This is a genomic window from Pseudomonas sp. HD57-3 (assembly GCF_056113135.1).
Window position 1 is genome coordinate 421,214 of sequence record NZ_CM148568.1, and the last position, 12,504, is coordinate 433,717.

At 64.2% G+C, this 12,504-nt stretch carries 7 protein-coding genes; 5 read left to right on the forward strand and 2 right to left on the reverse strand.

Annotated features, from left to right (window positions below; all coding sequences use genetic code 11):
* From AC0R79_RS01855 to AC0R79_RS01875, 5 genes are read left to right on the forward strand one after another with little or no spacing between them, the layout of a single operon-like run.
* Positions 1–7,230 (forward strand): Ig-like domain-containing protein, encoded by a 7,230-nt coding sequence (locus tag AC0R79_RS01855; protein ID WP_474735048.1) that lies wholly within the window; start codon positions 1–3, stop codon positions 7,228–7,230.
* Positions 7,231–7,278: 48 nt separating this feature from the next.
* Entirely contained in the window at positions 7,279–8,793 is a 1,515-nt protein-coding gene (locus tag AC0R79_RS01860) for a TolC family protein (RefSeq protein ID WP_375744787.1), read from the forward strand.
* Positions 8,777–9,382: an adenylyl-sulfate kinase gene (gene cysC, locus AC0R79_RS01865; protein ID WP_127796556.1), complete on the forward strand. Its 606-nt coding sequence runs from the start codon at positions 8,777–8,779 to the stop codon at positions 9,380–9,382. The genes AC0R79_RS01860 and cysC overlap by 17 nt, the downstream gene beginning before the upstream one ends.
* On the forward strand, positions 9,379–10,164 hold the full coding sequence (locus tag AC0R79_RS01870; RefSeq protein WP_375744790.1) for an aspartyl/asparaginyl beta-hydroxylase domain-containing protein: 786 nt from the start codon (positions 9,379–9,381) through the stop codon (positions 10,162–10,164). The genes cysC and AC0R79_RS01870 overlap by 4 nt, the downstream gene beginning before the upstream one ends.
* Positions 10,152–11,126: a sulfotransferase family protein gene (locus tag AC0R79_RS01875; RefSeq protein ID WP_474732947.1), complete on the forward strand. Its 975-nt coding sequence runs from the start codon at positions 10,152–10,154 to the stop codon at positions 11,124–11,126. Before AC0R79_RS01870 ends, AC0R79_RS01875 begins: the two co-directional genes overlap by 13 nt.
* Here AC0R79_RS01875 and AC0R79_RS01880 read toward each other — a convergent pair.
* Both AC0R79_RS01880 and AC0R79_RS01885 read right to left on the reverse strand, forming a co-directional pair.
* On the reverse strand, positions 11,092–11,850 hold the full coding sequence (locus AC0R79_RS01880) for a slipin family protein (protein ID WP_007957673.1): 759 nt from the start codon (positions 11,848–11,850) through the stop codon (positions 11,092–11,094). The genes AC0R79_RS01875 and AC0R79_RS01880 overlap by 35 nt on opposite strands.
* A gap of 2 nt (positions 11,851–11,852) precedes the next feature.
* The gene (locus tag AC0R79_RS01885; RefSeq protein ID WP_127796559.1) at positions 11,853–12,380 is read right to left on the reverse strand and encodes an NfeD family protein; all 528 of its coding nucleotides are present in this window, start codon (positions 12,378–12,380) and stop codon (positions 11,853–11,855) included.
* Between the last annotated feature and the right edge of the window lie 124 nt (positions 12,381–12,504).

Genomic DNA, 12,504 nt, shown 5'->3' on the forward strand with positions numbered 1-12,504 from the left:
ATGCTGTTCGACGGCGCCGTCGCGGCCACCGTGGCCGACACCGCCGCCCAGGCTGACAGCCATGCCACCGCCGATGCCGCGAAAGCGCCGGCCGCCGACCACCCGAGCGCCAGCAAGGACACCCACGGCCAGGCCGACGCCACGCCCGCCGCCAGCCCGGTCGCGGTGCCGGGGCAGAGCGTGGTGTTCGTCGATTCCCGGGTCAAGGATGCCGACAGCCTGCTCAAGGGCGTGGCCCCCGGCACCCAAGTGGTCAAGCTCGATGCGGGCAAGGACGGTTTGCAGCAGATCGCCGATTACCTCGACCAGCATCAGGGCGTGAGCTCGGTGCAGATCATCGCCCACGGCAACGCCGGTGACCTGTGGCTGGGCAACAGTTATCTGTCGGCCGATAACGTCGCCCAGCGCAGCGCGATCCTGGCGGAAATCGGCAAGGACATGAACGTCGGCGGCGACATCCTGATCTACGGCTGCTACACCGCCGAGGGCGATCGTGGCCTGAGCTTTGTCGACTCGCTGGCGCAATTGACCGGCCGCGACGTGGCCGCCTCGAACAACCGCACCGGGGTGGGCGGCGACTGGGATCTGGAGATCGCCACCGGCAACATCGAAAGCGCCAACGTGCTGTCGACCCAGGCGATGAGCGAATACCAGTGGGGCCTGGCCACCTGGACCGCCACCAACAATGCCAACACCGGGGTCGGCTCGCTGCGCGCAGCGCTGGCGTCGGCGCAGAACGGCGACATCGTGACCTTCAGCAGCGGCATGACGGTGCAGCTCACCTCGGAATTGCTGATCAACAAGAACGTCACCGTGGATGGCGACCTGAACAACGACGGTGTCGCCGACGTTACGCTCGATGGCCAATACCGGACCCGAGTGGTGGAAATCACCTCCGGCAGCACGGTGACCCTGGATGGTCTGGTCATCACCCGGGGCCTGGTTTCGGGCAACGGCGGTAATGGCGGCTACGGCGCAACCGGCGCCATGGGCGGCGGTATTTTCAACGCCGGCATCCTGACCCTGAACAACGTTTCGGTCACCGGCAACGCGGCGGCCGGCGGTGGCGGCGGCGGGGGTGTCACCGGTGCGTTTTACGGCGGGGGCGGCGGCGGTGGCGGTGGTCTTGGCGGTCAGAGCGGCGGTCATGGCGGCACGGCCGGGCCGGGCACCGGTACGCTGGGCGGCCAGGCCGGCAGCGGCGGTGTCGGCGGTTACGGCGGTGGCTACGACGCGACGCACATGGGCGGGCGCGGCGGCTCGACCACGGGCGGCGCGGGCGGTGTGGGCGTGTCCTATTACAGCAACGGCGGCAATGGCGGCACGGCCAGCAACGGCACGATTTCCATCGGTGGTGGCGGTGGCGGCGCAGGCTGGGACAAGGTGGGCGGCGCAGGCGGCAATGCAGCCGGCGGCATTTACAACGCTTCCACCGGCACGCTGAAAATCGTCGGCACCTCGGTCATCAGCAACAACATCGGCGCGGGCGGCGGTGGCGGTGGCGGCAGCGGCCAGGGCAGCAACAACCTGAACGGCGGCGACGGTGGACGGGGTGTCGGCGCGATCTGGAACCAGGGCGGCACGGTACTGATCACCGCCGCCAACTTCAGCGCCATCAGCGGCAACGCGGCCGGCAGCGGTTCCGGCGGCGCAGAACTGGGCGGCGGCGTGACGGGCTCTGTACCGCTGGCCTTCGCGGCGATCTACAACAACGGCGGCACACTCAACACCGCCTATGTGGAACCACCGACCGCGACCATCGTGATGGCGGACACGGCCCTGAAAATCGGTGAAACCTCGCTGGTGACCATCACCTTCAGCCGGGCGGTCACCGGCTTCACCAACGCCGACCTGACGATTCCCAACGGTACGCTGACGTCGGTCAGCAGTAGCGACGGCGGCCTGACCTGGACGGCGACCTTCACCCCGACCAGCAGCATCACCGACACCACCAACGTCATCACCCTCGACAACACTGGCGTGGTCGCGATCAACGACGGCGTGGCCGGTGTCGGTACCACGGTCTCCGTCAATTACACGGTGGATACCGTGCGGCCGACCGTGACCATCGTCGTGGCGGACACCGCATTGAGGGTGGGTGAAACCTCACTGGTGACCTTCACCTTCAGTGAAGCGGTGAGCGGTTTTACCAACGCCGACCTGACTATCGCCAACGGTACGCTGACGGCGGTGAGCAGCAGCGATGGTGGCATCACCTGGACCGGGACCTTCACCCCGACCGCCAGCATCACCGACACCACCAACCTGATCACCCTGGACAACACCGGTATCGCCGACCTGGCGGGCAACGCCGGCACCGGCACCACCGATTCGAACAATTACGCGATCGATACCGTGCGCCCGACCGCGACCATTGTCGTGGCCAACCCCAACCTGGCCATCGGCCAGACGTCGCTGGTGACTTTCACCTTCAGCGAAGCCGTGAGCGGTTTCACCAACGCCGACCTGACCATCGCCAACGGTACATTGTCGGCGGTGAGCAGCAGCGACGGCGGCATCACCTGGACGGCGACGTTCACGCCGACCGCCAGCATCACCGACACCACCAACCTGATCACGCTGAACAACACCGGTATCGCTGACCTGGCGGGCAACGCCGGCAGTGGCACCACCAACTCCAACAACTATGCAATCGATACCGTGCGCCCGACCGCGACCATCGTGGTGGCGGACAACGCCCTGAAAATTGGCGAAACCTCGCTGGTGACCATCACCTTCAGTGAAGCGATCACCGGTTTCACCAACGCCGACCTGACGATTGCCAACGGCACGCTGACGGCGGTCAGCAGCAGCGACGGCGGCATCACCTGGACGGCGACGTTCACGCCGACCGCCAGCATCACCGACGCGACCAACCTGATCACGCTGAACAACACCGGCATCGCGGATGTGAACGGCAACGCCGGCAGCGGTACCACCGACTCCAACAACTACGCCATCGATACCGTGCGCCCGACCGCGACCATCGTGGTGGCCGACAACAACCTGCGGATCGGTGAAACCTCGCTGGTAACCATCACCTTCAGTGAAGCGGTCAGCGGTTTCACCAACGCCGACCTGACGATCGCCAATGGCACGTTGAGCGCGGTCAGCAGCAGCGACGGCGGCATCACCTGGACCGCGACGTTCACCCCGAGCGCCAGCATCACCGACACCACCAACCTGATTACCCTGGACAACACCGGCATCGTCGACCTGTCGGGCAACGCCGGCAGCGGTACTACCGATTCCAACAATTATGCGATCGATACGGTGCGGCCAACCGCGACCATCGTGGTGGCCGACAGCAACCTCACTGCCGGTGAAACCTCGCTGGTGACCATCACCTTCAGCGAAGCGGTGAGCGGTTTCACCAACGCCGACCTGATCATCGCCAACGGCACGTTGACGGCGGTAAGCAGCAGTGACGGCGGCATAACCTGGACGGCAACGTTCACGCCGAACCTGGGCGTCAACGACGCGACCAACCTGATCGTGCTGACCAATACCGGCATCGCCGACCTTTCGGGCAACGCCGGCAGCGGCACGACCAACTCCAACAACTACACCATCGACACTGTGGTGCCGACCGCGACCATCATCATTGCCGACAACGCGCTGAAAATCGGCGAGTCCTCGCTGGTGACCATCACCTTCAGCGAGGCGGTGACCGGTTTCACCAACGCCGACCTGACGATTGCCAACGGCACGCTCAGCGCGGTGAGCAGCAGCGACGGCGGCATTACCTGGACGGCAACCTTCACGCCGACCACCAATATCACCGACGCCACCAACCTGATCACGCTGGACAATACCGGCGTACAGAACCTGTCAGGTAATGCCGGCAGCGGCACCACCGATTCGAACAATTATTCGATCGATACCGTGCGTCCGACCGCCACCATCGTGGTCGCCGACACGGCGCTCGGCGTCGGCCAGACCAGCCTGGTGACCATTACCTTCAGCGAAGCGGTGACCGGTTTCACCAATGCCGACCTGATCATCGCCAACGGTACGTTGAGCGCGGTCAGCAGCAGCGACGGCGGCATCACCTGGACCGCGACGTTCACGCCGGCGGCGGGCATCACCGATACCACCAACCTGATCACCCTGGACAACACCGGCATCTCCGATCTGGCGGGCAACGCCGGCAGCGGCACCACCGATTCCAACAACTACGCGGTCGACAGTCAGCGTCCGACGGCGACCATCGTGCTCTCCGACAGCACCCTCAGTGCTGGCGAAACTTCGCTGGTGACCATCACCTTCAGCGAGGCGGTGACCGGCTTCACCAACGCCGACCTGAGCGTCGCCAACGGTACGCTGAGCAATGTTTCGTCGAGTGACGGCGGCATCACCTGGACGGCAACGTTCACGCCGAACGTGGGCGTCAACGATGCGACCAACCTGATTGTCCTGAACAACACCGGCATCGCCGACCTGGCCGGAAACAGCGGTACCGGCACCACCAGTTCGCCGAACTACACCATCGACACCGTGCTGCCGACAGCGACCATCATCATTGCCGACAACTCGCTGAAAATCGGCGAAACCTCGCTGGTGACCATCACCTTCAGCGAAGCGGTCACCGGTTTCACCAACGCCGACCTGACCATCGTCAACGGCACCCTCAGCGCGGTCAGCAGCAGCGACGGCGGCATTACCTGGACGGCGACGTTCACACCGACCACCAGCATCACCGACGCCACCAACCTGATCACGCTGGACAACTCTGGCGTACAGAACCTGTCGGGCAATGCCGGCAGCGGCACCACCGATTCGAACAATTATTCGATCGATACCGTTCGCCCGACGGCCACCATCGTGGTCGCCGACACTGCGCTCGGCGTCGGTCAGACCAGCCTGGTGACGATCACCTTCAGCGAAGCAGTGACCGGTTTCACCAACGCCGACCTGACCATCGCCAACGGTACGCTGAGTGCGGTGAGCAGCAGCGATGGCGGCATCACGTGGACGGCGACGTTCACGCCAGCGGCCGGTATCACCGACACCACCAACATCATCACCCTGGACAACACCGGCATCTCCGATCTGGCGGGCAATGCCGGCAGCGGTACTACCGATTCCAACAACTACGCGGTCGACAGTCAGCGCCCGACCGCGACCATTGTCATGAGCGACTCCAGCCTGCGTCCGGGTGAAACGTCGCTGGTGACTATCACCTTCAGCGAGGCCGTGACCGGATTCGACAACTCCGACCTGAGCGTCGCCAACGGCACCCTGAGCAACGTTTCGTCGAGCGACGGCGGCATCACCTGGACGGCTACCTTCACGCCGAACATCGGCGTTACCGATCTGACCAACCTGATCGTCCTGAACAACACCGGCATCACCGACCTGGCCGGTAACACCGGCACTGGCACCACCAACTCGGCCAATTACCAAGTGCAGACCCAGGTGCCGACTGCCACCATCGTGGTTGCCGACACTTCGCTGAAGGCCGGGGAAACCTCGCTGGTGACCATCACCTTCAACGAAGCGGTCAGCGGTTTCGACAACAGCGACCTGACCATCGCCAACGGCACGTTGAGCAACGTCAGCAGCAGTGACGGCGGTATCACTTGGACCGCGACCTTCACGCCCACCAACAACATCACCGACAGCAGCAACCTGATCACCCTGAACAACGCCGGGGTGGCCAACCTGTCGGGCAACAGTGGCGTCGGTACCACCGATTCCAATAACTTCGCCATCGACACCGCGCTGCCGACCGCCACCATCGTGGTTGCAGACAATCGGCTGGGCATCGGTGAAACCACCACGGTGACCATCACCTTCAGCGAAGCGGTGAGCGGGTTCGACCTGTCGGACATCAGCGTCGCCAACGGTTCGCTGTCGAACCTGACCAGCAGCGACGGCGGCGTGACCTGGACCGCGACTTTCACTCCGACAGCCAACGTCAACGACCCGACCAACCTGATCCTGATCGACACCGCCGGTGTTCAGGATCTGGCCGGTAACCTTGGCGCGAGCATCGCCATCTCCAACAACTACATCCTCGATGCGACCCGGCCGACGGTAAACATCGTGGTCGCCAATCCAAATCTGGGCATCGGCCAGAGCACCACGGTGACCTTCACGTTCAGCGAGGCGGTGAGCAATTTCGACCTGTCCGACCTGAGCGTGACCAACGGCGACCTGAGCAACCTGACCAGCAGCGATGGCGGCAAGACCTGGACCGCGACCTTCACGCCGACCGCGAATGTCACTGACCCGAGCAACTTCATTGCGCTGGACACCAGCAACGTCACCGACCTTGCGGGCAATGCCGGCAGCACGGTGGCGGTGTCGAACAACTACGCCCTCGACAGCGAGCGGCCGACCGCCACGGTGGTGATCGCCAATCCGAACCTGGGTGTTGGTCAGACTTCGCAGGTGATCATCACCTTCAATGAAGCGGTGAGTGGTTTCGACCTGTCGGACCTCAGCGTGGCCAACGGCACCTTGTCCAACCTGAGCAGCAGCGACGGCGGCAAGACCTGGACGGCGACCCTGACGCCGAACGCCAACGTCACCAGCGCCAGCAATGCGATCAGCATCAACACGGCCGGGGTCAGCGACCTGTCGGGCAACAGTGGCAGCAGTGTCAGCAGCTCCGGCAATTACGTGATCAACACGGTGCCGGTGGTGCCTGTGCCTCCTGTGACACCGACTTCTCCGCTGATCGTGGTAACGCCGGATCCGGAATTCCGCAGCAGCGATCCGGTCGCGCCGCCACCACTGCCGAATGTTCCGCTGCAACCGATCGTCTTCACGCCGCCCACCGGTGACCTCGGTTCACCGCTGACCTTCGCGCCGTTGTTCGAACAGCGGGTGATCGGCAATGGCATCCGTCCGCTGGGGGATATTTTCATCAATCGCGGTGCGCTGAGCCCGAGCTTCATTGCCCAGGTCTTCAGCAGCAGCGACAACCTGGGTGACGGTTCCGGTCATGGCTTCCTCGGATTCGGCGGCGGCGATGGGGGGGTGTTCGGCAGCAGCACGCTGTCGAGCCTGTTCAATCAGGACAGCAGCGCCGAGCGCGATTCGCTGAATGCCTTCGGCAGCCAGTCGATCAAGGGCGGCGATATTTCCCAAGGCCTGCGCGGTGTGTTCGGCGCGCCGACCCTCGGCCAGCAACTGCAACAGATCAAGGACAGCGAGCAGCACCGGGTCGACAACCTGGCCGCTGCACTGCAACAGGTCGGCATCAGCGAAATGCCGGCCTGACAACACACAACAACTCACATATGTGCGGGACCTAGGGGCGATCCAGGGATGAAGAAAAGTCAGAAGTTGTTCGGCGCCAGCCTGCTGGCGCTGGCGATCAGCGGATGTGCAGTGACCAGTGAACCGATCGAACGCAGTGTCAGCGAACAAAGGGCCCGGGCCGACCTGCAAAACATGTACAAGGGCCAGGAACCGCTGAGCGGTCCGCTGACCCTGCACCAGGCCATGGCCCGCGCGGTGAAATACAACCTCGAAGGCCGCTTGAAAATCATGGAGGAAGCGCTGGCCAAGCGGCAGCTCGACCTCGCCAGTTTCGACATGCTGCCGCGCATGGCGCTGGACGCCGGCTACGTCGGGCGTAACAACGTCAGCGCCTCCAGCAGCCAGAGCGTGCGCACCGGCACCCAGTCCCTGGAACCGTCGACCTCCCAGGACCGCGACCGCGACGTCGCCGACCTGACCATGGTCTGGAACGTCCTGGATTTTGGCGTCAGCTACATCAGCGCCAAGCAGCAGGGCGACCAGCGCCTGATCGTTCAGGAACGCCGGCGCAAGGTGATCAACACCATCGTTCAGGACGTGCGCTCTGCCTATTGGCGGGCGATGGCCGCCGAACGCCTGCTCAAGCAGATCGACAGCCTGATGGCGCGGGTCGACACCGCCCGCCGCAACAGCGAAAGCATGAGCGAACAGCGCATCGGCGATCCGGTGCAGTCACTCGGTTATCAGCGTTCGCTGATCGAAGCGACCCGGCAACTGGAAGAACAACGCCGCGCGCTGTCGCTGGCGAAAACCGAACTGGCGACCCTGATCAACCTGCCGCTGGGCACCAACCTGACCCTGGCCACCGATGACGGTTATCAGATCCCGGAACTCAAGGTCGATCTGAGCAAACTCGAACAGGAAGCCTTGACCAGCCGTCCGGAACTGCGCGAGCAGGATTACCAGACCCGGATCAGCGCCGCCGAAACCCGCAAGGCCATGCTGCGTCTGTTGCCGGGCCTGGAGTTCTCCGCCGGCGGGCATTACGACAGCAACTCGTTCCTGGTCGAGCAGGGTTGGGCCGACTATGGCGTGAAGGTCACCTGGAACCTGTTCAACGTGATCTCTGCCCCGGCGGCCATCGACGTGGCCAAGGCCGGTGAAGAAGTCGCTGCTGCACGGCGCCAGGCGATGTCGATTGCAGTGCTGGCGCAGCTTTACGTGGCGAACGCCAACTATCAGGAGGCGCTGCGCCAGTTCAAGACCAACCAGCAACTGTCGGACATCGACGGGCAAATCGTCGGTCAGTTGCGTAACCGTCGTCAGGCCGATGGCATTGGTGAGCTGGACCTGATTCAGGGCGAGCTCAACACCTTGCAGGCCGATCTGCGGCGCGATCTGTCCTACGCCGATCTGCGCAATGCTTATGGCCAGATTTTCGCCAGCGCTGGTCTTGATCCGTTGCCGGATCAGGTGCAGTCGACCGAAGTCCAGTCGATCGCCACCGCGCTGGCCAACCGCGAGGCGGCGTGGGCGTCAGGGGATATTTCGCTGCCGGTGGCCCATGCCTCCGCGCAGTGATGTGCTGGCGCCGACCGCCAGCATCAGCCGTGCCCAACGCGAGGCCCGCAACGGCCATCGCGGTACGGCGATGCTGCTGACCGGTCTGCCGGCGGCGGGCAAATCGACCCTTGCCCAGGCGTTGCATGCCGAGTTGTTCAGTCGCGGTCTGCAAAGCGTGGTGCTCGATGGCGACGGTTTGCGGGTCGGGCTCAACCGCGACCTGGGTTTTACCGATGCCGACCGCCTGGAAAACATCCGCCGTGCCAGTGAGCTGGCAGCGTTGCTGGTGGAGAACGGGCAGATCGTGATTCTGGCGATGATCGCGCCGCTGGCGGAACTGCGCGAGGTGTTTGCTCGCCGTTTGGGCAAGGACTATCGCGAGGTCTGGTGCAGCGCCGCGCTGGCGGTGTGCGAGCAGCGCGATCCGAAAGGGCATTACGCCCGGGCCCGGCGCGGTGAGTTGGCCGGGTTCACCGGCGTATCGGCACCTTACGAGGCGCCGGCCCAGGCTTCGCTGGTGCTCGACACTGGTACGCTGACGGTCGAAGCCTGTCTCGACCGGTTGCTGACCTGGCTCGGCGAAACTGCGGTGTTGCCCAAGGCATGAGCCGGCCGGCGTTCTCACGGTTGCCGGTGACGGTGGACCTGCCGTTGCTGTTGCAGGCGCTGGCGGCGATTGACGACGCTGCCTGGCGCGGTCATTTCAACACCGCTTATTTCGCCGGCGACTGGAGCGGCGTGGCGCTGATTTCCGCCGCCGATGCGCTGACCGAACTGTCCCCCGGCAGTGCCGAACCCGTACAACGCGCCCCTTGGCTGAATGATGGTCGCTGGCAGCAGGCTCTGCGGGATCTGCCGCTGGAAATCGTCAGCGCGCGGCTGCTGCGACTAGGGCCGGGCGGGCAGATTCATGAGCATCGCGACTACGATCTAGAGGGCGCGGACGCCGATTTGCGCCTGCACATTCCGCTGCTCAGTCCGCCCGCCGTGGACTTCTGGCTCGACGGCCAGCGGATGCCGATGACGGCGGGAGAATGCTGGTTTCTCGATCTCGCTCGGCCGCATCGGGTCGACAATCGCGACCGCACGGCTCGGGTTCATCTGGTGCTCGATTGCCGCCCCGCGCCCTGGCTGGAGCAGATGATTGTTGAGGGGTTGCCGAGCACTCCGCAGCCTGATGGCGCGGAGACGGCGCTGCAGCGATTTCAGCGGTTGCTGGTCACGGATCCGGTGTTGTCCGCAACGTTGCAGGCATTGCACGACCCCGAAACCTTCATCGACCAGACGCTGGCGCTGGCCGCTGAGCGCGGTCTGCATTTTTCCCGTGAAGAACTGCTGGCGGCGATGCGCAACGGTCGTCGGTCATGGAACGAACAATGGCGTCTGTGAATTTCGACGGCTGGCTGCCGATCCGCATCTGGAAAACCACCGGGCAATGGCAGGTCGACTGGTGCTGGTTTGGCGACACGCCGCTGTATCAGCCGTTCTTTCGTGAGGCCGTCGAAGACGCGTTGCGCCTGCCGTTCAATCAGGCGTTCCGCCGGCAAACACCCTTGTCGGCGCTCATGGATTGGCAGGCGCTCAGTCCGGGTCTGCCGCCGAGCGCCTTCATCCTCCACGCCTCGCGATGCGGTTCGACGCTGATCAGCCAGATGCTTGCCCGGCTCGACGATCACATCGTGGTCTCGGAGCCGCCGCCCCTTGATGCCTTGTTGCGCAGCGATCTGCCGGACGAAGAGCGCCGCGCGGCCATCGCCGGATTGCTCTCGGCGTACGGTCAGCGTCGGCGCGGCACGGAGCAGCGACTGGTGATCAAACTCGACGCCTGGAGCATCGGTGAATGGCCGTTGCTGCAGCAATGCTTCCCCGATACGCCGTGGCTGTTTGTCTATCGCGATCCGCTGGAAATCGCCGTCTCGCACCTGCGTCGCCCTGGCCTGCACATGGTGCCGGATGCGCTCGGCGATTGTGTGCTGGACGATGATTTGCCGTTCGAGGGCCGCGAGGATTTCATCGCCCGGCGGCTGGGGCGCCTGCTGGAGGCGGGGTGGGTGCATTGCCGTGATTCTGCCGGGCTGGCGCTCAATTACAGCGAATTGCCCGACGCGATGAGCGGGCGGCTGGCGCGGTTTTTCAAGCTGAGTGCGGCGCAGTGCGAACAGGCGCTGACGGCAACGGCGCAGCACGCGAAGCAGCCGTCACAACCCTTTGTCGTCGATGGCGAACACAAGCGCCGCGAGGCATCGGCGCTGTTGCAGGCACGGGTCGAACATTGCGCTCGTGCGCCCTATGCCGCGCTGGAACGCTTGCGCGCGCTCACGATTTCGCCGACAGATCCGCCATCCCCTTGAGCAGTTCGATCGGCAATGGAAAGACGATGGTCGAGCTCTTGTCGCCGGCAATCGAACTCAAGGTCTGCATGTAGCGCAACTGCATGGCGCCGGGCTGGCGGCCGAGCATTTCGGCGGCCTGCATGAGCTTTTCCGAGGCCTGCAATTCTCCTTCGGCGTGGATCACCTTGGCTCGCCGCTCCCGCTCGGCTTCGGCCTGCTTGGCGATAGCGCGCACCATCGATTCGTTGAGATCGACGTGCTTGATTTCGACGTTGGCGACTTTGATCCCCCAGGCGTCGGTCTGGGCGTCGAGCACTTGCTGGATGTCGATGTTCAGACGTTCGCGCTCGGCCAGCAGTTCGTCCAGCTCATGTTTGCCGAGTACCGCGCGCAGGGTGGTCTGGGCCAGTTGGCTGGTGGCCATGAGGAAGTCTTCGACCTGGATGATCGCTTTCTGTGGGTCGAGCACGCGGAAATACAGCACCGCGTTGACCTTCACCGACACGTTGTCGCGGGTGATCACGTCTTGCGGCGGCACATCGAGGACGATGGTGCGCAGGTCGACCCGGACCATTTGCTGCACCACCGGGATCAGCAGGATCAGCCCCGGCCCTTTGACCTGCCAGAAGCGTCCGAGTTGGAACACCACGCCGCGTTCGTATTCGCGCAGGATGCGGAACGTCGAGCCGGCCAGGGCGATCAGCAACAGCAGCAGCGCGACAAAACCGATTTGCAGACCCATGATCACTCTCCGAGCGGTGCCGCGTCAGTCGCGGCCACTTGCAGCAACAGGCCCTTGCGCCCGACCACCCGCACCGGTTGCCCTGTGTGCAGCGGCGTGGCGCTCAGCACCTGCCAGCGTTCTCCTTGTAATTGCACCCAGCCGTTGCGGCTGTCTTCCGGTTGCACCACCGTCACCGCCGTGACACTGCCGAGCAGGCCGGCATCGCCGCTGACCGGTTGGCGCGGTCGGGTTTTCAGGGCGCGGATCAGCAATGCGATCAGCAACAGGGCGCTGACCAGACCGAGGCCAATCATCATCGGCACCGGCAGTTCGGCGTTGCTCAGGATCAGCGCGCCGATCACGAACATGACGATGCCGCCGAGGCCGATCACCCCGTAGTTGGGCAGCGCGGCTTCGGCGATCAGAAACGTGATGCCCAGGGTGATCAGCCACAGGCCGACCGGGCTGACGGCGGTAAACGGGGTGTCTGCCGCAACCACCGATCCACTCAGCAGCAACAGGGCAAGCGCACAGCAACGAATGTTCACGTGACCCTCCGCGAGAGTCAGAACTTGTTCTTACAGTCTAGTTGAGGCTGCGGCTGGATGATTTTTGATCAGTTTACTTGCCTCGCCAGTGGGCGGATTTCCCGGTGTTTGCAGCTCGCCGGAC

What these genes read in the sequence shown, in the direction of transcription:
- AC0R79_RS01855 (WP_474735048.1), top strand. Translation starts at nt 1, where the DNA reads ATGCTGTTCGACGGCGCCGTCGCGGCCACCGTGGCCGACACCGCCGCC.
- AC0R79_RS01860 (WP_375744787.1), top strand. Translation starts at nt 7,279, where the DNA reads ATGAAGAAAAGTCAGAAGTTGTTCGGCGCCAGCCTGCTGGCGCTGGCG.
- cysC (WP_127796556.1), top strand. Translation starts at nt 8,777, where the DNA reads ATGCCTCCGCGCAGTGATGTGCTGGCGCCGACCGCCAGCATCAGCCGT.
- AC0R79_RS01870 (WP_375744790.1), top strand. Translation starts at nt 9,379, where the DNA reads ATGAGCCGGCCGGCGTTCTCACGGTTGCCGGTGACGGTGGACCTGCCG.
- AC0R79_RS01875 (WP_474732947.1), top strand. Translation starts at nt 10,152, where the DNA reads ATGGCGTCTGTGAATTTCGACGGCTGGCTGCCGATCCGCATCTGGAAA.
- AC0R79_RS01880 (WP_007957673.1), bottom strand. Translation starts at nt 11,850, where the DNA reads ATGGGTCTGCAAATCGGTTTTGTCGCGCTGCTGCTGTTGCTGATCGCC.